The sequence below is a fragment of the Pseudomonas putida genome (assembly GCF_002906855.1).
In the GTDB taxonomy this organism is placed as follows: domain Bacteria; phylum Pseudomonadota; class Gammaproteobacteria; order Pseudomonadales; family Pseudomonadaceae; genus Aquipseudomonas; species Aquipseudomonas putida_N.
The window spans coordinates 1,232,714-1,252,722 of sequence record NZ_MINI01000048.1 but is presented as its reverse complement, the minus strand read 5'-3'; the positions used below and the strand labels follow the sequence as shown (position 1 = coordinate 1,252,722).

Below are 20,009 nucleotides of genomic sequence, written 5' to 3'. Positions count from 1 at the left end.
AACTCGTTCAGATCCACGAATGCGCAATTGGTTGCCTTGCCTCGAATCGTTCGCGACAGGTTTTGACGTGACGTCGCGCAGAATCACGCCTCATCACAGCCGCGGTCGGGCCTGTGGGTCGTTCAATGAGGATGAACATGTCAGCTGTCAGCAATATCCATTCGCTGCTCGCCCGTCTTCTGCCTGAGCAGGTCATTTGCCCACCGACATATGTCGGCAGGCGACAGCGACTGTTTGCCGGGGTTGGGCAGCCCAGCCAGCGCGCGCTGCTGGTCAACCGTCTGGACGAGGCCCACGACCTGCAGGCGGTGTACACCGATCTGCGCCAACAGGCTCTGGCCGGCAACGTGGCAGCACTCAACGACCTCGGCTGGATCTGGCTCAATGGCAAGTACTGGCGTGCCGACACTACCCTGGCCGGGCACCTGCTGCGCATGGCGGCGCTGCAGGGCAATGCGGCGGCGTGGTTCAACCTGGGGCAGCAGCACTACTTCGGCAAGGGTGTCGAGACTTCCTATGCCCAGGCCGAGGAATGTTATCGCCAGGCCTTCGAGCGCGGCATGCTGCATGCCGCTGCCGCGCTGGGAGACCTGTACGAAGAAGAAGTCTGCGATGCCGCGCTGGGCTGGCAGGTGGACCCGGGCCAGGCCTACCAATGGTTCTTGCGTGGCGCCGAGCGGGGCGAGGCGCGTTGCCGGTTCGAAGTGGGCTACCGCTTATTGCATGGCTTATACGTGGAGGCGGACATCAAGGCCGCGCTGTATTGGCTGGAGTTGGCAGCGGCAACCGGCGTGATGCAGGCGGCCGAGGAGTTGGCGGTGCATTTCAGCAGCCGGGATGACGCCCGTTACCAGAACTGGCGTGACCGGGCGGTGCAGATGGGCAGCACCTTGGCCCTGACCATGAAACTGGAAGACCAGGTTCAGCCCTGAATGAACAAGAATTCATCAAGGCCCCCCGTCGCCCGCTGTTGACGAAAGGGGGAGGCACAGGCGTATATTGATAGTTAGCAAACTATGAATATCCTTGGTTCTTCTCATGTCCATTGACTCCCTGCGCCTGCAAGTCAGTAGCGGCATGGTGGTTGCCGCTCGCCACTGGCGGCGCATCTGCCACAACGCCCTGATCGGCTACGGTATCTCCGAGGCCTGCGCCGCACCGTTGCTGATGATCGTGCGCCTGGGCGATGGCGTGCACCAGGTGGCCGTAGCCCAGGCTGCTGGCCTGGAAAGCCCGTCGCTGGTGCGCCTGCTCGACCAGCTGTGCAAGGCTGGCCTGGTCTGCCGCAGCGAAGACCCGCTGGACCGCCGTGCCAAGGCCCTGAGCCTGACCGCCGAAGGCCGTCGCTTGGCCGAAGCCATCGAAGCCGAGCTGGTGCGCGTACGCCATGACGTGCTGCAAGGCATCGACGAGGCCGAGCTGCAGGCTGCGCTGCGCGTGTTACGTGCCTTCGAAGCCGCTGGTTTGGGTACTGCAGGCGGGGTGGCATGAACGGTTTCTTCAGCTCGGTGCCGCCGGCACGCGACTGGTTCTATGGCGTGCGCACCTTCGCCGCGTCGATGATTGCCCTGTACATCGCCCTGCTGTTGCAGTTGCCGCGCCCGTATTGGGCGATGGCCACCGTTTACATCGTCTCTAGCCCGTTCGTCGGCCCGACCAGCTCCAAGGCGGTGTATCGCGCCGTGGGAACGCTGCTCGGTGCTGCCGGGGCGATCTTCTTCGTGCCACCGTTGGTGCAGTCGCCGTTACTGCTGAGCATCGCCATCGCCCTGTGGACCGGCACCTTGCTGTTCCTCTCGCTGAACCTGCGCACGGCCAACAACTATGTGCTGATGCTGGCCGGCTACACCTTGCCGATGATTGCCCTGGCAGTGGTCGACAACCCGCTGGCGGTGTTCGACGTGGCGTCCTCCCGGGCCCAGGAAATCTGCCTGGGGATCGTCTGCGCGGCAGTGGTCGGTGCGATCTTCTGGCCGCGCCGCCTGGCCCCGGTGGTGGTGGGCGCCACTGGCAACTGGTTCACCGAGGCGATCCGCTACAGCGACACCTACCTCGCCCGTGAAGCCAGCGCCGACAAGGTCGGTGGCATGCGCGGCGCAATGGTCACCACCTTCAACTCGCTGGAGTTGATGATCGGCCAGCTCGGCCACGAAGGTGCCGGCCCGCATACCCTGAAGAACGCCCGCGAGCTGCGCGGGCGGATGATTCACCTGCTACCGGTGATCGACGCTCTCGACGATGCCTTGGTCGCCCTCGAAGGCCGCGCGCCGGCCCATTACGGGCAGATCCAGCCGGTGCTGGACGCTGCCCGTGAATGGCTCAAAGGCACCGCCGACAGCGCCTCCATAGCCCGCTGGACCGCCCTGCACGAGCAGATCGACCGCCTGCAGCCCGGTGCTGCCGCCCTCGATCAGCGTGCCGAGTTGCTGCTGTCCAACGCCCTGTACCGCCTGACCGAGTGGGCCGACCTGTGGCAGGACTGCTGCTCCTTGCAGCACGCCCTGCGCACCGACGACCCCAAGCCCTGGCGCGCGGTCTACCGCCACTGGCGCCTGGGCCGCCTGACCGCGTTCTTCGACCGTGGCCTGATGCTCTACTCGGTGGTTTCCACGGTGCTGGCGATCATCGTCGCCTGCGGCCTGTGGATTGGCCTGGGCTGGAACGACGGCGCCAGTGCGGTGATCCTTGCCGCTGTGTCGTGCAGCTTCTTCGCCGCCATGGACGACCCGGCGCCGCAGATCTACCGGTTCTTCTTCTGGACCCTGATGTCGGTGATCTTCTCCAGCCTGTACCTGTTCCTGGTGCTGCCCAACCTGCACGACTTCCCGATGCTGGTGCTGGCCTTCGCGATCCCGTTCATCTGTGTCGGTACCCTGACCGTGCAGCCGCGCTTCTACCTCGGCACCCTGCTGACCATCGTCAACACCTCGACGTTCATCAGCATCCAGGGCGCCTACGACGCTGACTTCTTCACCTTCCTCAATTCCAACCTGGCCGGCCCCGTGGGCCTGCTGTTCGCCTTCATCTGGACCCTGGTAATGCGCCCGTTCGGCGTGGAACTGGCGGCCAAGCGCATGACCCGCTTCGTCTGGCGCGACATTGTCGAGATGACCGAGCCGGCGACCCTGGCCGAGCATCGCCAGGTCGGCGTGCAAATGCTCGATCGCCTCATGCAGCACCTGCCGCGCCTGTCGCAGACCGGCCAGGACAGTGGCGTGGCGCTGCGTGATCTGCGCGTGGGGTTGAACCTGCTCGACCTGCTGGCCTATATGCCGCGCGCCGGCCAGCAGGCCCGCGAGCGCCTGGGCACGGTGATCGAGGAAGTCGGCGCGCATTACGCCGCCTGCCTGCGTGCGGGCGAGCGCCTGCATGCCCCGGCCGCGCTGCTGCGCAACATGGAGCGTGCGCGCCTGGCGCTGAACCTGGATGAACTGTACGAGCGCGGCGATGCCCGCACTCATCTGCTGCATGCCCTGGCAGGCCTGCGCCTGGCCTTGCTGCCGGGTGTCGAGGTGATGCTCGAGCCTGCAGAACAACCGCAACTGCCCCCCGGCCTCGACGGAGCGCCCCTGTGATCGGTGAACTGGATATCAGCGGGGTGTTCCTGCCCACGCTGCTGGTGATGATGTTTGGCACCTACCTGCTGTTCCTGGGGGTGCACGCGGTGCTGGTGCGCCTGCATTTCTACCGCCTGGTCTGGCACCGGGCGCTGTTCAACGTTGCCCTGTATGCCGTGCTGCTGGGTGCGGTCGACCACTTTTGCCGAAGCCTGATGCTGCCATGAAAAAACCTTTGCTGACCCTGGGCCGTGTGGTCCTGACCTTGCTGGTAGTGACCTTCGCCGCCGTGCTCGTGTGGCAGATGGTGGTGTACTACATGTTCGCCCCCTGGACCCGCGACGGCCACATCCGTGCCGACGTGATCCAGATCGCCCCGGACGTGTCCGGCCTGATCCAGAAGGTCGAGGTGCGCGACAACCAGACCGTCAAACGCGGCGACGTGCTGTTCACCATCGACCAGGACCGCTTCACTCTGGCCCTGCGCCAAGCCAAGGCGACCCTCGGCGAGCGCCAGGAAACCCTGGCCCAGGCGTCGCGCGAAGCGCAGCGTAACCGCAAGCTCGGCAACCTGGTGGCGGCCGAGCAGCTGGAAGAGAGCCAGTCCCGCGAGGCTCGCGCCCGTTCGGCGGTCAGCGAGGCCCAGGTGGCGGTCGACACTGCCCAGCTCAACCTCGACCGCTCGGTGGTGCGCAGCCCGGTAGATGGCTACCTCAACGATCGCGCCCCGCGTGACCATGAATTCGTCAGCGCTGGCCGCGCGGTGCTGTCGGTGGTCGACAGCGCCTCGTACCACGTCGATGGCTACTTCGAGGAAACCAAGCTCGGTGGCATTCACATCGGCGACGCCGTGGACATCCGCGTGATGGGCGACAACACCCGCCTGCGCGGCCACGTGCAGAGCTTCGCCGCCGGCATCGAAGACCGTGACCGCGTCAGCGGCGCCAATCTGCTGCCCAACGTCAACCCGGCGTTCAGCTGGGTGCGCCTGGCCCAGCGCATTCCGGTGCGTATCGCCTTCGACGAAGTGCCGGAAGACTTCCGCATGATCGCCGGGCGCACGGCCACTGTGTCGATCCTCGAGGGCCAGCGCCCATGAAACAGCTGATCCTGGCGGGGTTCTGCCTGTCCCTGGGGGCCTGCATGATGGTCGGCCCCGATTACCAAGTGCCGAAGGATGCGGCGGTGCAACGCAGCGATCTCAACGGCCCGCTGCGCCAGGATGCCGACAGCGTGGTGTCGGCGCCGGTGCCCGAGGACTGGTGGCAGCTGTATCAGGATCAACGCCTCAACGAGTTGGTGCGCCAGGCGCTGAGTGCCAACACCGAATTGCGCGTGGCTGCGGCCAACATCGCCAAGGCTCGCGCCCAAGTCGAAGTGGCCGAGTCCCAGGGCGGCTTCAATGGCGGCATCAAGGCCGGCGCCCAGCGCTTGCAGGAGTCTGGCCAGGCCTTCCTGCTGCCGGAGAAGGTGCCGGTGGCCAACATTGGCGAGGCGATCATCAGTGCCTCGTACCAGTTCGACCTGTGGGGCACCTTCAAGCGCGGCACCGAGGCCGCCAAGGCCAACGCCGACGCAGTGCAGGCCGCCGCCGACACCGCCCGAATCACCCTGGTGGCCGATGTGGTCAAGGCCTACACCCAGGTGTGCTCGGCCAACGAGGAGTACCACATCGCCCGCGAGTCGCTCGACCTGCAGGAACAGAGCGTGAAGCTCAACCAGCGCCTGCGCGACGCCGGCCGTGGCGACGAAACCCAGGTGACCCGCTCGCAGACCCAGTTCAAGTCGTTGCGCGCCGAACTGCCGCGCTTCAAGGCCGAGCGCGAAACGGGCATGTATACCCTGGCGGCGCTGCTGGCCAAGCCTGTGGATAAGTTGCCCGCCGGTACCGCGGATTGCGCCGAGCTGCCACAGCTCAATCAGTTGGTGCCGGTGGGTGACGGCGCGGCCCTGCTCAAGCGCCGCCCGGATGTGCGCCAGGCCGAACGCCAGCTGGCGGCGGCCACCGCCGAAATCGGCGTGGCTACGGGTGCGCTGTATCCGGACATCAGCATCGGTGCCCAGGTCGGCACCATCGGTATTCTTGAAGACCTCGGCGATCCGTCGACCAACCGTTGGGGCTTTGGTCCGCAGATCAGCTGGAGCATCCCGACCAACGGCACCCGTGCGCGAATTCGCATGGCTGAAGCCTCGACCCAGGCGGCCCTGGCGCATTTCGACGGCGTGGTGCTGAACGCCATTCGCGAAACCCAGACCCGTCTGGCGCAGTACAGTGCTTTGCTGGACCGGCGGGATGCGTTGGCCGAGGCGGAGAAGTCGGCGAAGGAAGCGGCGGACCAGACGCACCGGTATTACCAGGCAGGGCGTGAGTCGTTCCTGGCGGATTTGCAGGCGACGCGAACCTATACCGATGTGCGGGCGCAGTTGGCGGCGGCCAATAGTCAGGTGGCGGTGGGGCAGATTGGCGTTTTCCTGGCGTTGGGAGGTGGGTGGAAGGACACTGGGAAGCAGTGAGGGCACGGGGCAGGTCTGACAGGTGCCTGCCTTGGCATTTTCAGCGCCCATGAAATCTGTCGGCATGCCTCGCAAGGCGATCGGGCGTGAGACACCCGTTGGGTACATGGCGCATCGCTGTGGCAATCCACTTCATCAGATTTGTCTCAAGATTTTTCATGAAATCCAGCCTCAGCCCTTGAGAGAAGCAAAGTGGAAGTGAACAATGTTCTCTTTCGCATTCCCTCCGAGAGTGGCCATGAAAACCCGTTCCCGTCTGCTCGCCTGGTTGCCAGCTGTAATGCTCGGCCCGTTGCTGGCGCTGTGCAGCACCTTGGCGCAGGCCGAAGCGCCCGCCGATGCCGCCAAAGCCCTGCATTTGCTGGACTACATTGGTGCCGACTACCCGCCGACCGTGGCAAACGGCAAGGTCATCGACGATGGCGAATACCGTGAGCAGCAAGAATTCAGCACCGTGCTGGCCGAGCTGATCGACAGCCTGCCAGCCAACACCGAGCAAGCTGGCCTGCAGCAAGGGGTACACGCGCTGCGCCAGGCCATCGACCAGCGCCAGGACGGCGCAGCGGTAGCCAAGCAGGCGCGCCAACTGGGCGCCCGCCTGGCGGTGGCCTACGAGGTCAGCCAGGCCCCGGTGATCACCCCGGACCCGGCCCGTGGCGCCTCGCTGTATGCGCAGAACTGCTCGATCTGCCACGGTGATACCGGCACGGGCGATGGCCCGGCAGGTGTGGGCCTGGAGCCAGCACCGGCCAACCTGCGCGACACCGCACGTCTTGACCAGTTGAGCCTGTTCGACCTGTACAACACACTGGCGCTGGGTATCGACGGCACCGAGATGCCGTCGTTCGCCGACCAACTGGATGAGCGCCAGCGTTGGGACGTGGCAGCCTACATCGCCAGCTTCACGGCCAATCCTGAGGCTGCCAAGGGCAACAAGACCTGGAACATCGCCGACTTGGCCCGCCAGACCCCGGCCGAAGTCGCCGCCAATGAAGGCGCCGCGTCGGTCGAGGCGTTCCGCGCCCAGCGTGCCCAGCCGCCACAGGTCAAGCGTGGCCCGTCGCAGTTGCTCGAATATACGGCAAGCACGCTGGACAAGAGCCTGGCGGCCTACCGTGCAGGCGATCACGACCAAGCCTACGACCTGTCGGTGGCGGCTTATCTGGAAGGCTTCGAACTGGTCGAAAGCTCGCTGGACAACATTGATACCGTAGCGCGCAAGAGCACCGAAAAGGCCCTGATGGCCTACCGTCAGTCGCTGCAGGACGGCCTCCCGGTCGCCCAGGCCGAACAGCGTCTGAGCGAAGCGAAAACCAAACTCGACCAGGCCGCAAAGCTGTTGGGCAGCGATGGCCTGAGCTGGTCGCTGAGCTTCATTTCCGGCCTGCTGATTCTGCTGCGCGAAGGCCTGGAAGCGATCCTGGTGCTGGCCGCGGTGCTGGCGTTCCTGCGTAACACCGGCCAGCAGTCGGCCATCCGCAGTGTCAACATCGGCTGGGGCCTGGCGCTGGTTGCCGGGTTTGCCACCTGGGCCGTGGCGGCCTACGTGATCGACGTGGGCGGTGCCCAGCGTGAGCTTCTGGAAGGCAGCACGGCCTTGTTCGCCAGCGTGATGGTGCTGTGGCTGGGTGTGTGGATGCACGACCGCCGCCATGCTGCTGCCTGGCAGGACTACATCAAGAGCAGCCTGGTCAGTGGCGGCGGGCGCTTCGGCTTTGCCGTGCTGGCGTTCTTCTCGGTGTACCGCGAGCTGTTCGAAGTAATCCTGTTCTACGAAACCCTGTGGCTGCAGGCCGGCCCAGCGGGCCACCAGGCGGTGCTGGCCGGTGGTGCCACGGCGCTGGTGCTGCTGGTGGGCCTGGCGTGGGTGATCCTGCGCGGGTCGGCGAAGCTGCCGCTGTCGCTGTTCTTCAGCATCAACGCCGGATTGCTGTGCGCCCTGTCGGTGGTGTTCGCCGGGCATGGCGTGAAGGCGCTGCAGGAGGCGGGTGTGCTGGGCACGCGGCCGATGGCGTTCTTCGAGTTCGACTGGCTGGGGATTCACCCCGATGCGTATTCGCTGAGTGCGCAGGCGGTGGCGCTGCTGGCGATTCTGGTGTTGTATGGGCGTAGTCGCCTGGCCGAGAAGCGTCGGGCTGCCGTTTAAGGTTGATGCTGCTGGCCTCTTCGCGGGCGTGCCCGCGAAGAGGCCAGGGCAGGAAAATAGAGATTTAGCTAAATGCGCATCTGGATCGACGCCGACGCTTGCCCCAAGGCAGCCAAGGACCTGATCGTCAAATTCGCCCTCAAGCGCCAGCTTGAGGTGGTCATGGTGGCCGGCCAGGCCGTGGCCAAGCCAGCCTTCGCGATCGTCCGCCTGATCGTGGTGCCCAGCGGCATGGACGCGGCCGACGATTACCTGGTCGAGCACGCCGTGCCCGGCGAGCTGGTGATCTGCAGCGACGTACCGTTGGCCGACCGCCTGATCAAGAAGGGTGTGGCGGCTTTGGACCCACGTGGCCGCGAGTTCGACGAACGCAACATGGGCGAGCGCCTGGCGGTGCGCAACCTGTTCACCGAGCTGCGTGAGCAGGGCCAGGTCGGGGGAGGGCAGGCGCCCTATGGCGAACGCGAGAAGCAGGCCTTCGCCAATGCTCTGGATCGGATCCTGACACGCCTCAGCAAGGGCTGATCACGCCCCTTCGTGGGTCAGCTCCAGCACCCGGTCCACCAGCTTGTAGATGCCGCTGGCCGCTTCACTGATCGACTTGGCCACCATGTAGGCCGGGGTAGTCACCAGCTTGCGTTGGGTGTCCTCGACGATGTCATGCACATCGCACTCCTCATGCTTGCCGCCCATCTTTTCCACAGCTGCCGCGGTGCCCGCGTCATTGCCAATGGTGCAGATCACGCCCGGGCCATAAATCTTCGCCGCCAGCGCCGGCGAGATGCAGATCAGGCCAACCGGCTTGCAGGCCTCGGCAAAGGCTTCGGTCAGGCTTAGCACGTCCGGGTTCACTGTGCATTCAGTGCCTTCCACGGCAAAGTTGGACAGGTTCTTCGCCGCGCCGAAACCGCCTGGCACGATCAACGCATCGAAGTCTTCGGCCTTGGCCTCGCGGATGTCCTTCACTTCGCCACGGGCGATGCGCGCCGATTCGGTCAGCACATTGCGCGATTCCGGCATTTCCTGACCAGTCAGGTGGTCGATCACGTGCATCTGCGCGATGTTCGGCGCAAAGCACTGCACCTGTGCGCCGCGCTGGTCGAGGCGCAGCAGGGTGATCACGCTTTCGTGGATTTCGGCGCCGTCGTAGACGCCACAGCCGGAAAGAATCACCGCTACTTTCTTGGTCATGCTCATTACTCCATTTTCGAGGCGCTAAATGTCCCCTAGTTTGGCAGATGTAGCCATAGGGATTACCGCGGGCGCATCCTAATCTCTGTGGATAACCCTGCCGAGCGTTGCCCATGGACCTGATTCTGCTGGCCGTGCCGTTCTTCTTCGTGCTGATCGCCCTGGAGCTGGTCGCCGACCGCGTGCGCGGTCAGCGCAACTTCACCCTGGCCGATTCGATCAACAGCCTCAGCACCGGCGCGTTGTCGACCAGCACCGGCCTGCTGACCAAAGGGGTAGGGCTGCTGACCTATGCCCTGGCCTGGGAGCACCTGGCGCTGCTGCGCCTGCCGCCGGACGCCGTGTGGGTCTGGCTGCTGGCCTTCGTGCTGTACGACCTGTGCTACTACTGGCTGCACCGCCTGGGCCATGAGCGCAACGTGTTGTGGGCGGCGCATTCGGTGCATCACCAGAGCGAGGAATACAACCTCACCACGGCGCTGCGCCAGACCAGCAGCGGTTTCATCTTCTCGTGGATCTTCTACTTGCCGCTGGCGCTGATCGGCGTGCCGCCCGTGGTGTTCATCACCGTGGCCTCGCTGAACCTGCTGTACCAGTTCTGGGTACACACCCGGCACATCCCCAAGCTCGGCTGGCTTGAGTGGCTGCTGATCACACCGTCCAACCATCGAGTCCACCATGCGCAGAATCCTGCCTACTTGGATCGCAACTACGGCGGCGTGTTCATTATCTGGGACCGTCTGTTCGGTACGTTCAAGGAGGAGGACCCGGCCGAGCCGGTGGTGTTCGGCGTGACCACGCCCTTGGCCAGCTGGAACCCGCTGTGGGCCAACCTGCAGTTCTACGCCCAGCTTTACAGCGATGCCCGCCGCACCCACAGCTGGAAAGACAAGCTGCGCATCTGGTTCATGCCCACCGGCTGGCGCCCGGCCGATGTCGCGGCAACTTATCCACAGGCGAAACAGAACCTGGCGCTGTTCCGCAAGTTCGAGATTGCCCTGGGCCGGGCGTGGCAGGTGTACGTGGCGGTGCAGTTCACCGTCTACATCGCGTTGGGCAGTTATCTGATGGACGTGGCCGAGCGTGTGCCGAGCGCCGCCCTGGTGCTGGGCTGGTCACTGATGGCGTTCGGTTTGTTCGTGCTGGGGGCGGCCCTGGAAAACCGGCCGTGGGCCATGCGCCTGGAGCTGGCGCGCCTGTTGACGCTGGTGCCGGCGCTGTATCTGGCCGGCACGCTGGGCTTAGCGGTGATCGTGCCCGTGTTCTGGCTGCTTCTTGGCGGCTACCTGCTGCTCAGTGCCGGCGGGCTGCTCTTCTGCCGCCGCGCGGCGCTCGGCGCGGATGGTGCGAAAACGCCGGCGCAGCCAGAGCAGGCCACCCAGCAGCAGCAGGCCGCCGAGCACCCATAGCTCGTACTTCTTGATGCTGCCCAGCATGCCTTCGAGGATGGCGCCGAAGTGGTAGGCCGCCAGGCCCAGTGCCAGAGCCCACACGGCGGCGCCGATGCCGTTCAGCAGCAAGTAGCGGCGTGGTGAGTAGCCGGACAGGCCAATGGCGATCGGCATCACCGTGCGCAGGCCGTAGACGAAGCGGAAGCTCAGCACCCAGATGTCCGGGTGGCGGCGGATGTGCTCCAGCGCCCGGTCACCCATCGCCTGCCAGCGTGGCTTGCGTGCAAGGATCTTGCGCCCGTGCCGCCGCCCCATGAAGTACCACAGCTGGTCGCCGGCGTAGCTGCCGCAGAAGGCCACCAGGACCACCAGCTTGATGTCCATGTATTCGCGGAACGCAAGGAATCCCGCAAGTACCAGAATGGTCTCGCCTTCGAAGAAGGTGCCTAGAAAAAGGGCAAAGTAGCCGAAATCCTGCAGGAATTGTTGGAGCATTTTCTGAGGTGCTGGCGAAATGAACGCGCAGCCTACCCCTTCGCGCGCATTCGTGAAAGTGTCCAAATGTGTCTCGACGTGAACTATTCCTACGCAGACAATACCGGCAGCCTTAAGTCGCGGCTTGCGCGAAGCTGTAACACAGCCGTCATAATGGGCGCTTATCTTGCCGCTCAATTGATCATAGGGCGTTAACGTCCTCAGGAACGTCAGATGAATAATGAAGTGCTAACCCCTGTCGCGATCAAGGATGCCCAGGCAGTCCCCGAAGAGATGGTACAGACCCCGCCAGACCTGCCCGAGGTCGTGGGACCGGTGGTCGAGGTCGCCGCCCCGGCTCCTGCGCCGACGCCGGCCATCACCGTCCCGAGCCTGGACGACAGCAGCCTGTACATTCATCGCGAACTTTCGCAGTTGCAATTCAACATCCGTGTGCTGGAACAGGCGCTGGACGAATCGTATCCGCTGCTCGAACGCCTCAAATTCCTGCTGATCTTCTCCAGCAACCTCGACGAGTTCTTCGAGATCCGCGTCGCTGGCCTGAAGAAGCAGATCAACTTCGCCCGCGAACTGGCCGGCGCCGACGGCCTGCAGCCGCATCAGGCGCTGGCACGCATCAGCGAGCTGGTGCACTTCGAGGTGGAGCGCCAGTACGCGATCCTCAACGACGTGCTGCTGCCGGAGCTGGAAAAGCACGCCATTCGCTTCATTCGTCGCCGCTACTGGACGCCCAAGCTCAAGACCTGGGTGCGCCGCTTCTTCCGCGACGAGATCGCGCCGATCATCACCCCGATCGGCCTCGACCCGACTCACCCGTTCCCGCTGCTGGTGAACAAGAGCCTGAACTTCATCGTCGAGCTCGAAGGTGTCGACGCCTTTGGTCGCGATTCCGGTCTGGCGATCATCCCGGCCCCACGCCTGCTGCCGCGCGTCATTCGTGTACCGGAAGACGTCGGTGGCCCAGGCGACAACTACGTCTTCCTGTCATCGATGATCCACGCCCACGCCGATGACCTGTTCCAGGGCATGAAGGTCAAAGGTTGCTACCAGTTCCGCCTGACCCGTAACGCCGACCTGGCGCTGGATTCCGAAGAAGTCGACGACCTGGCGCGCGCCCTGCGCGGTGAGCTGTTCTCGCGCCGCTACGGCGACGCCGTGCGCCTGGAAGTCGCCGACACCTGCCCGAAACACCTGTCGGACTACCTGCTCAAGCAGTTCAGCCTGAGCGAGAGCGAGCTCTACCAGGTCAACGGCCCGGTCAACCTGACCCGCCTGTTCAGCATCACCGGCCTCGACAGCCACCCGGAGCTGCAGTACACGCCGTTCACTCCGGCCATCCCCAAGCTGCTGCAGAACGCCGACAACATCTTCAGCGTGATCGGCAAGCAAGACATCCTGCTGATGCACCCGTTCGAGTCCTTCACCCCGGTGATCGACCTGCTGCGCCAGGCCGCCAAGGACCCACACGTGCTCGCCGTGCGCCAGACCCTGTACCGCTCCGGGGCCAACTCGGAGATTGTCGACGCCTTGGTGGATGCGGCGCGTAACGGCAAGGAGGTCACCGCGGTGATCGAACTGCGCGCGCGCTTCGACGAAGAGTCCAACCTGCAGATGGCCAGCCGCCTGCAGGCAGCCGGTGCGGTGGTGATCTACGGCGTGGTCGGCTTCAAGACCCACGCCAAGATGATGCTGATCCTGCGTCGCGAGCAGGGTGAGATCGTGCGCTATGCGCACCTGGGTACCGGTAACTACCACGCCGGCAACGCCCGTCTGTACACCGACTACAGCCTGCTGACCTCTGACGACGCCCTCACCGAGGACGTCGGCAAGCTGTTCAGCCAGCTGATCGGCATGGGCAAGACCCTGCGCATGAAGAAGTTGCTCCACGCGCCGTTCACCCTTAAGAAGGGCATGCTCGACATGATCGCCCGGGAGACCCAGTTCGCCCTGGAGGGCAAGCCCGCGCACATCATTGCCAAGTTCAACTCGCTGACCGACGCCAAGGTCATCAAGGCGCTGTACAAGGCCAGCCAGTCGGGCGTGAAGATCGACCTGGTGGTACGCGGCATGTGCTGCCTGCGCCCAGGCATTCCGGGGGTTTCGCACAACATCCAGGTGCGCTCGATCATCGGCCGCTTCCTTGAGCACACGCGCGTGTTCTACTTCCTCAATGGCGGCGAAGAGCAGATCTACCTGTCCAGCGCCGACTGGATGGAGCGCAACCTCGACAAGCGCGTCGAGACCTGCTTCCCGGTAGAGGGCAAGAAGCTGCTGCTGCGGGTGAAGAAGGAGTTGGAAGGCTACCTGACCGACAACACTCACGCCTGGACCTTGCAGCCTGACGGGCGCTACGTACGCAGCAGCCCGACCGGCAACCAGAACCCGCGCAGTGCCCAGGCGACCCTGCTGGAGCGCCTGAGCAACCCGCTCCTCAACGTACGCTGAGGACGAAGCCGACCCGGGCCAGCCACTCCGCCTCGTTGGCGAAGTCGGCCTGGGTCAGCTGGTTCTGTTCCAGCCAGCCTGCCGGAAACACCACTTCGAGACTGTCCTCGCCTGCCTGCAGCTCTACCTTGGGCATCTGCTGGTTGCCACGGATGTGGTGGAACAGGATGGCGAAGCGCAGCAGCACGCAGAGGCGAATCAGTTGCACGGCCTCGTCGCCGAACTCCGAGAACTTGTCCTTGGGAATGTTGCGACGGTGGCCACGAACCAGCAGGGCCATCATCTGCTGCTCGTCGCGAGAAAAACCGGCCAGGTCTGAGTGCTCGATCAGGTAGGCGCCATGCTTGTGGTAGTGGTAGTGGGCGATATCCAACCCGATTTCGTGGATTTTCGCCGCCCAACCCAGCAGATCGCGCCAATTTCCATCTTCAAGCTTCCATGCCTTGGCCACCTGGTCGAAAGCGTGCAGCGCCTTGCGCTCGACGCGTGCTGCCTGGCCCTGGTCGACGTGATAACGCTCCATCAGCGAGTTCAGGGTGCGCTCGCGTACATCCTCGTGGTGATGGCGGCCAAGCAGATCAAATAGCACGCCTTCGCGCAGGGCGCCGTCGCAGTGGTCCATGCGCTGCAGCTCAAGGGCATCGAAGATGGCCTCGAGAATCGCCAGGCCAGCGGGGAAGATGGCGCGCCGGTCAGGCTTGATGCCTTCGAAGTCGATCTTGTCGACCTCGCCCAGCTTGAACAGCTTGCGCTTGACCCAGGCCAGGCCCTCGGCATTGACCTCGCCATTGCCCAGGCCCCCGGCCTTGATCGCGGCGCCGATGGCGCGGATGGTGCCGGACGAGCCGATGGCCTCGTCCCAGGTCAGGCGATGCAGGGCGTTTTCGATGCTCATCAGCTCAAGGCGTGCGGCCGTGTAGGCCTGGGCGTAGCGCGCCGGGGTGATCTTGCCATCGCGGAAATAGCGCTGGGTGAAACTCACGCAGCCCATCTGCAGGCTTTCGCGCAGCAGCGGTTCGAAGCGCTGGCCGATGATGAACTCGGTACTGCCGCCGCCGATATCGGCGACCAGGCGTTTGCCGGGGGTGTCGGCCAGGGTGTGCGATACACCGAGGTAGATCAGGCGCGCCTCTTCCCGGCCGGAGATGACCTCCACCGGGTGGCCGAGGATGGCTTCGGCACGCTGGATGAATTCGTTGCGGTTGCGCGCTTCGCGCAGGGCGTTGGTGCCGACGATGCGCACGGAGCCTGCGGGCATGCCGTTGATCAGTTGGGCAAAACGCTTGAGGCATTCCAGGCCTCGCTCCATGGCTTCTTCGCTGAGCATCCGCTCTTCGTCGATGCCGGCGGCCAACTGAACCTTCTCGCCGAGCCGCTCGAGAATGCGGATTTCGGTGTGGTGCGCCTTGGCCACGACCATGTGGAAGCTGTTGGAGCCCAGGTCGATGGCGGCGATCAGGGACAGGTTCTTCGCGGAGGTATGCGGCATTCTGTGTGTTCTCGGTCGGTAACCCGGCAATCGTGCCACGATCCTTGGCTGACGCCAACGCGCACCGCACCGGGCCTTGATGCAAGGCAATGTGCCATTCCATGCTATGACACTTGTGTGACAGTTTCGATTCGCGGCGTCTTGCACAACTATAGTTACACTCAATCGTCCGTGACTTCCTGTAGGGCCTGGGTGCCGCTATCATGGGCCACGTTTTTTGCTTACGACCCTGGAGATATCCATGAGCAGCGATCTGATCAAACACGTCACCGACGCCACCTTCGAAGCCGAAGTCCTGCAGGCTCAAGGCCCGGTGCTGGTCGACTACTGGGCTGAATGGTGCGGTCCATGCAAGATGATCGCTCCGGTTCTGGACGACATCGCCGCTACCTACGAGGGCAAACTGACCGTCGCCAAGCTGAACATCGACGACAACCAGGAAACCCCGGCCAAGCACGGCGTGCGCGGCATCCCGACCCTGATGCTGTTCAAGAACGGCAACGTCGAAGCCACCAAGGTCGGCGCCCTGTCCAAATCGCAGCTGGCCGCGTTCCTCGACGCCCACCTGTGATGTGAAGCAAAAAACCCCGCAAATGCGGGGTTTTTTCTTTTTCAGAGCACTAGACGCAGAAAAAAGCAAGTGTTACATTCGGCCTCGCACTGCTTCTCCAGTGCCCTCTGCACGCCGTCGCCGAAGCATCCCTAATTCGAATCAGTACGCGATCCTGTCGCCATCTAGCGGCGCGGCCTCATTAAGCCAAAGCTTAATTCTCCCTTCTTACATGATTACGTCACTCCCCTTATGAACCTGACTGAACTCAAGCAAAAGCCGATTACCGATCTTTTGGAAATGGCCGAACAGATGGGCATCGAAAACATGGCCCGTTCGCGCAAACAGGACGTGATTTTCGCCCTGCTGAAGAAGCACGCGAAAAGCGGCGAAGAGATCTCGGGTGACGGCGTGCTGGAGATTCTCCAGGATGGTTTCGGTTTCCTGCGTTCGGCTGATGCGTCCTACTTGGCCGGCCCCGACGACATCTACGTCTCGCCAAGCCAGATCCGCCGTTTCAACCTGCGTACCGGCGACACCATCGTCGGCAAGATCCGCCCACCGAAGGAAGGGGAGCGTTACTTCGCCCTGCTGAAGGTCGACACCATCAACTTCGACCGTCCGGAAAACGCGAAGAACAAGATCCTGTTCGAGAACCTGACGCCGCTGTTCCCGAACAAGCGCCTGAAGATGGAAGCCGGTAACGGCTCCACCGAAGACCTCACCGGTCGCGTCATCGACCTGTGCGCCCCGATCGGCAAAGGTCAGCGTGGCCTGATCGTCGCTCCGCCGAAAGCCGGTAAGACCATCATGCTGCAGAACATCGCGGCGAACATCACTCGTAACAACCCCGAGTGCCACCTGATCGTCCTGCTGATCGACGAGCGCCCGGAAGAAGTGACCGAAATGCAGCGCACTGTGCGCGGCGAAGTGGTCGCCTCGACCTTCGACGAGCCGCCAACCCGCCACGTGCAGGTTGCCGAAATGGTCATCGAGAAGGCCAAGCGCCTGGTCGAGCACAAGAAGGACGTGGTCATCCTGCTGGACTCCATAACCCGTCTGGCGCGTGCCTACAACACCGTGATCCCGAGCTCCGGCAAGGTGCTGACCGGTGGTGTCGATGCCCACGCCCTGGAGAAGCCGAAGCGCTTCTTCGGTGCCGCGCGTAACATCGAGGAAGGCGGCTCGCTGACCATCATCGCCACCGCGCTGGTCGAAACCGGCTCGAAGATGGACGAAGTGATCTACGAAGAGTTCAAGGGTACCGGCAACATGGAGCTGCCCCTGGACCGTCGCATCGCTGAAAAGCGCGTGTTCCCGGCCATCAACATCAACCGTTCCGGTACCCGCCGCGAAGAGCTGCTGACCGCCGACGACGAACTGCAGCGCATGTGGATCCTGCGCAAGCTGCTGCACCCGATGGACGAGATCGCCGCCATCGAGTTCCTGGTCGACAAGCTCAAGCAGACCAAGACCAACGACGAGTTCTTCCTGTCGATGAAGCGCAAGTAAGATCGTCGTACCACGCGAAAAGCCGGGGAAACCCGGCTTTTTGCTATCTGTACTTTGGCTATTGCGGCCCTATCGGCGCTACACTCTGCACCCCGACCGATACGGCCAACACGAGGCTCATGCATGCAGTATCGCGATTTGCGCGACTTCATCCGTGGCCTGGAGCAGCGCGGTGAACTCAAGCGCATCCAGGTTCCGATTTCCCCTGTCCTGGAAATGACCGAGGTCTGCGACCGCACCCTGCGCGCCAAGGGTCCGGCGTTGTTGTTCGAAAAGCCCACTGGCTTCGACATCCCGGTACTGGGCAACCTGTTCGGCACGCCAGAGCGCGTGGCCATGGGCATGGGCGCCGAGTCGGTCGACGAACTGCGCGAGATCGGCAAGCTGCTGGCCTTCCTCAAGGAACCCGAGCCGCCGAAAGGCCTGAAGGACGCCTGGTCCAAGCTGCCGATCTTCAAGAAGGTCGTGTCGATGGCGCCGAAGGTGGTCAAGGACGCGGTGTGCCAGGAAGTGGTCATCGAGGGTGACGATGTCGACCTCGGCCAACTCCCGATCCAGCACTGCTGGCCAGGCGACGTGGCGCCGCTGATCACCTGGGGCCTGACCGTGACCCGTGGCCCGAACAAGGACCGCCAGAACCTGGGCATCTACCGCCAGCAGGTAATCGGCCGCAACAAGGTGATCATGCGCTGGCTGAGCCACCGTGGCGGCGCCCTGGATTATCGTGAGTGGTGCGAAAAGAACCCGGGCCAGCCGTTCCCGGTTGCCGTAGCCCTGGGCGCTGACCCGGCCACCATCCTTGGCGCCGTGACGCCAGTGCCGGATACCCTTTCCGAATACGCTTTCGCCGGCCTGCTGCGCGGCAACCGCACCGAGCTGGTCAAGTGCCGGGGCAGCAACCTGCAGGTGCCGGCCACCGCCGAGATCATCCTCGAAGGCGTGATTCATCCGGGCGAAATGGCCCCGGAAGGCCCGTATGGCGATCACACCGGCTACTACAACGAAGTGGACAGCTTCCCGGTGTTCACCGTCGAGCGCATCACTCACCGGCAGAAGCCGATCTACCACAGCACCTACACGGGCCGGCCGCCGGATGAACCGGCGATCCTGGGTGTGGCGCTGAACGAAGTGTTCGTGCCGATCCTGCAGAAGCAGTTCCCGGAAATCGTCGACTTCTACCTGCCGCCGGAAGGCTGCTCATACCGCATGGCGGTGGTGACCATGAAAAAGCAGTATCCAGGTCACGCCAAGCGCGTGATGCTGGGTGTGTGGTCGTTCCTGCGACAGTTCATGTACACCAAGTTCGTTATTGTCACCGACGACGATATCAACGCCCGCGACTGGAACGATGTGATCTGGGCCATCACCACGCGCATGGACCCCAAGCGTGATACGGTGATGATCGACAACACGCCGATCGACTACCTGGACTTTGCGTCGCCGGTATCGGGGCTGGGGTCGAAGATGGGCCTGGACGCCACGCACAAGTGGCCGGGCGAGACTACACGCGAATGGGGCCGGGTCATCGTCAAGGACGAGGCCGTCACCCGCCGTATCGATGAGCTGTGGGATCAGTTGGGAATAGATTGATGCAGGTAACGTTGCAGCCGTCCGGGGCGGTGCTGGCGCTCGAACCCGGGGAAAGGATCCTGGATGGAGCGCGGCGGCTGGGCTATGACTGCCCAAACAGCTGCCGCAATGGCAATTGCCATGTCTGCGCCGCGTTGTTGGTCGAAGGAAGCGTGCGTCAGGACGGTGTAGTCCGTGACCATGGCGAGTTGTTCACCTGCATTGCCGAACCGCTGGAGGACTGTGTGTTGCTCTGGGATGGTGTGCTTGCCCTGGGCGAGCTGCCAGTGCGCAAGCTGGCGTGCAGCGTGAGCGAATGCGTCGAGGTCGGTGGCGACGTCTGGCGCGTGCGCCTGCGCGCGCCGGCCGGCAAGCCGCCGCGTTACCATGCCGGGCAATACCTTATGATCGAGCGCGAGGGCGGCAAGCCGGCGGCCTTCTCACTGGCCTCTGCGCCGCATTCCGGGCGGGACCTTGAACTGCATGTGCTGGGCCGCGAAGCCAGCGCGCTGCAGTTGCTGGCGCAACTGCAGCGTGACCGCGTGGCGCGTATCGAAATGCCGTTCGGCGATACCCACTTGGCCGAGTTGCCTGACGGGCCGCTGGTGCTGATTGCCGCTGGCACCGGCATGGGCCAGATGCACAGCCTGGTCGAACATTGCCGCGCCCAGGGCTTCAAGCATCCGGTGCACCTGTACTGGGGTGTCCGTCGCCCGGAGGACTTCTACAGCATCGAGCACTGGGCTGAATGGGAGCGCTTGCCCAACTTGTTCCTGCACAAGGTGGTCAGCGACCTGTGTGGCTGGGAAGGGCGTTGCGGCATGCTGCACGAAGCGGTGTGCGAGGACGTGAAAGACCTCAATACCGTGCATGTGTATGCCAGCGGCTCGCCGAACATGGTCTACGCCACCCTCGACGCCCTGGTCGAGGCCGGCATGGATGCGCACCGCATGCGCGCCGATGTGTTTGCCTACGCACCGCGCGGTTAATAACCGAAGTTTGAAGTAAGGGGTATAAGGCGGTCATTGTTACCGCCTTGGTCATTAACTTTCGCGGCCATCGAAATAATACTTCCCAGTCGTCGGAACTGTGCATGAAACTCTGTTCATGGGACTTGAGTATTGGCGCATTTCTATCCTATGGTTACTGC

16 protein-coding genes and 1 pseudogene are annotated in these 20,009 nt (G+C 63.7%); 14 read left to right on the top strand and 3 right to left on the bottom strand.

Annotated elements, in window-relative coordinates; genetic code table 11:
• Positions 1-137: 137 nt before the first annotated feature.
• The 8 genes from BGP85_RS28470 (at position 138) to BGP85_RS28435 (ending at position 8,742) form a co-directional block, all read left to right on the top strand.
• Positions 138-932: a tetratricopeptide repeat protein gene (locus BGP85_RS28470; RefSeq protein WP_103446203.1), complete on the top strand. Its 795-nt coding sequence runs from the start codon at positions 138-140 to the stop codon at positions 930-932.
• Between the two features lie 106 nt (positions 933-1,038).
• A complete protein-coding gene (locus BGP85_RS28465; protein WP_103446202.1) occupies positions 1,039-1,491 on the top strand; it encodes a MarR family winged helix-turn-helix transcriptional regulator in 453 nt (150 codons plus the stop codon).
• A complete protein-coding gene (locus BGP85_RS28460; protein WP_103446201.1) occupies positions 1,488-3,575 on the top strand; it encodes an FUSC family protein in 2,088 nt (695 codons plus the stop codon). The genes BGP85_RS28465 and BGP85_RS28460 overlap by 4 nt, the downstream gene beginning before the upstream one ends.
• A complete protein-coding gene (locus BGP85_RS28455; protein ID WP_016392395.1) occupies positions 3,572-3,784 on the top strand; it encodes a DUF1656 domain-containing protein in 213 nt (70 codons plus the stop codon). The genes BGP85_RS28460 and BGP85_RS28455 overlap by 4 nt, the downstream gene beginning before the upstream one ends.
• Positions 3,781-4,656: an efflux RND transporter periplasmic adaptor subunit gene (locus BGP85_RS28450; RefSeq protein WP_103446200.1), complete on the top strand. Its 876-nt coding sequence runs from the start codon at positions 3,781-3,783 to the stop codon at positions 4,654-4,656. Before BGP85_RS28455 ends, BGP85_RS28450 begins: the two co-directional genes overlap by 4 nt.
• Positions 4,653-6,071, top strand: coding sequence for an efflux transporter outer membrane subunit (locus BGP85_RS28445; RefSeq protein WP_103446199.1), 1,419 nt, complete (start codon positions 4,653-4,655; stop codon positions 6,069-6,071). Before BGP85_RS28450 ends, BGP85_RS28445 begins: the two co-directional genes overlap by 4 nt.
• A gap of 205 nt (positions 6,072-6,276) precedes the next feature.
• Positions 6,277-8,217 carry a cytochrome c/FTR1 family iron permease gene (locus tag BGP85_RS28440; RefSeq protein ID WP_103446198.1) on the top strand — a complete coding sequence of 647 codons (1,941 nt, stop codon included), beginning with the start codon at positions 6,277-6,279 and terminating at the stop codon, positions 8,215-8,217.
• A gap of 72 nt (positions 8,218-8,289) precedes the next feature.
• Positions 8,290-8,742, top strand: coding sequence for a YaiI/YqxD family protein (locus tag BGP85_RS28435; RefSeq protein WP_103446197.1), 453 nt, complete (start codon positions 8,290-8,292; stop codon positions 8,740-8,742).
• On the opposite strand, the gene elbB is transcribed toward BGP85_RS28435, so the two are convergent.
• On the bottom strand, positions 8,743-9,408 hold the full coding sequence (elbB, locus tag BGP85_RS28430) for an isoprenoid biosynthesis glyoxalase ElbB (RefSeq protein WP_103446196.1): 666 nt from the start codon (positions 9,406-9,408) through the stop codon (positions 8,743-8,745).
• Between the two features lie 113 nt (positions 9,409-9,521).
• Between elbB and BGP85_RS29415 the strand changes: the two are divergent.
• A pseudogene (locus BGP85_RS29415) lies at positions 9,522-10,148 on the top strand (sterol desaturase family protein); the annotation flags it as partial.
• 501 nt (positions 10,149-10,649) lie between these two features.
• Here BGP85_RS29415 and BGP85_RS28420 read toward each other — a convergent pair.
• Entirely contained in the window at positions 10,650-11,294 is a 645-nt protein-coding gene (locus tag BGP85_RS28420; RefSeq protein ID WP_181004444.1) for a DedA family protein, read from the bottom strand.
• Between the two features lie 213 nt (positions 11,295-11,507).
• Between BGP85_RS28420 and ppk1 the strand changes: the two genes are divergently transcribed.
• Positions 11,508-13,739 (top strand): polyphosphate kinase 1, encoded by a 2,232-nt coding sequence (ppk1, locus tag BGP85_RS28415; RefSeq protein WP_103446194.1) that lies wholly within the window; start codon positions 11,508-11,510, stop codon positions 13,737-13,739.
• On the opposite strand, the gene ppx is transcribed toward ppk1, so the two are convergent.
• Positions 13,726-15,228 (bottom strand): exopolyphosphatase, encoded by a 1,503-nt coding sequence (gene ppx, locus BGP85_RS28410; RefSeq protein WP_103446193.1) that lies wholly within the window; start codon positions 15,226-15,228, stop codon positions 13,726-13,728. The genes ppk1 and ppx overlap by 14 nt on opposite strands.
• A gap of 241 nt (positions 15,229-15,469) precedes the next feature.
• Between ppx and trxA the strand changes: the two genes are divergently transcribed.
• From trxA to BGP85_RS28390, 4 genes are all read left to right on the top strand, one after another.
• Entirely contained in the window at positions 15,470-15,799 is a 330-nt protein-coding gene (gene trxA / locus BGP85_RS28405) for a thioredoxin TrxA (protein WP_016392405.1), read from the top strand.
• 231 nt (positions 15,800-16,030) lie between these two features.
• Positions 16,031-17,290 carry a transcription termination factor Rho gene (gene rho, locus BGP85_RS28400; RefSeq protein WP_003253661.1) on the top strand — a complete coding sequence of 420 codons (1,260 nt, stop codon included), beginning with the start codon at positions 16,031-16,033 and terminating at the stop codon, positions 17,288-17,290.
• Between the two features lie 123 nt (positions 17,291-17,413).
• On the top strand, positions 17,414-18,880 hold the full coding sequence (gene ubiD, locus BGP85_RS28395; protein WP_027920866.1) for a 4-hydroxy-3-polyprenylbenzoate decarboxylase: 1,467 nt from the start codon (positions 17,414-17,416) through the stop codon (positions 18,878-18,880).
• Positions 18,880-19,848 (top strand): CDP-6-deoxy-delta-3,4-glucoseen reductase, encoded by a 969-nt coding sequence (locus BGP85_RS28390; protein WP_103446192.1) that lies wholly within the window; start codon positions 18,880-18,882, stop codon positions 19,846-19,848. The genes ubiD and BGP85_RS28390 overlap by 1 nt, the downstream gene beginning before the upstream one ends.
• Positions 19,849-20,009 lie beyond the last annotated feature (161 nt).

Bases quoted from the DNA above. Each gene is read 5' to 3' on its own strand.
- BGP85_RS28470 (WP_103446203.1), top strand. From the start codon at position 138: ATGTCAGCTGTCAGCAATATCCATTCGCTGCTCGCCCGTCTTCTGCCT.
- BGP85_RS28465 (WP_103446202.1), top strand. From the start codon at position 1,039: ATGTCCATTGACTCCCTGCGCCTGCAAGTCAGTAGCGGCATGGTGGTT.
- BGP85_RS28460 (WP_103446201.1), top strand. From the start codon at position 1,488: ATGAACGGTTTCTTCAGCTCGGTGCCGCCGGCACGCGACTGGTTCTAT.
- BGP85_RS28450 (WP_103446200.1), top strand. From the start codon at position 3,781: ATGAAAAAACCTTTGCTGACCCTGGGCCGTGTGGTCCTGACCTTGCTG.
- BGP85_RS28445 (WP_103446199.1), top strand. From the start codon at position 4,653: ATGAAACAGCTGATCCTGGCGGGGTTCTGCCTGTCCCTGGGGGCCTGC.
- BGP85_RS28440 (WP_103446198.1), top strand. From the start codon at position 6,277: ATGTTCTCTTTCGCATTCCCTCCGAGAGTGGCCATGAAAACCCGTTCC.
- BGP85_RS28435 (WP_103446197.1), top strand. From the start codon at position 8,290: ATGCGCATCTGGATCGACGCCGACGCTTGCCCCAAGGCAGCCAAGGAC.
- elbB (WP_103446196.1), bottom strand. From the start codon at position 9,408: ATGACCAAGAAAGTAGCGGTGATTCTTTCCGGCTGTGGCGTCTACGAC.
- BGP85_RS28420 (WP_181004444.1), bottom strand. From the start codon at position 11,294: ATGCTCCAACAATTCCTGCAGGATTTCGGCTACTTTGCCCTTTTTCTA.
- ppk1 (WP_103446194.1), top strand. From the start codon at position 11,508: ATGAATAATGAAGTGCTAACCCCTGTCGCGATCAAGGATGCCCAGGCA.
- ppx (WP_103446193.1), bottom strand. From the start codon at position 15,228: ATGCCGCATACCTCCGCGAAGAACCTGTCCCTGATCGCCGCCATCGAC.
- trxA (WP_016392405.1), top strand. From the start codon at position 15,470: ATGAGCAGCGATCTGATCAAACACGTCACCGACGCCACCTTCGAAGCC.
- rho (WP_003253661.1), top strand. From the start codon at position 16,031: ATGAACCTGACTGAACTCAAGCAAAAGCCGATTACCGATCTTTTGGAA.
- ubiD (WP_027920866.1), top strand. From the start codon at position 17,414: ATGCAGTATCGCGATTTGCGCGACTTCATCCGTGGCCTGGAGCAGCGC.
- BGP85_RS28390 (WP_103446192.1), top strand. From the start codon at position 18,880: ATGCAGGTAACGTTGCAGCCGTCCGGGGCGGTGCTGGCGCTCGAACCC.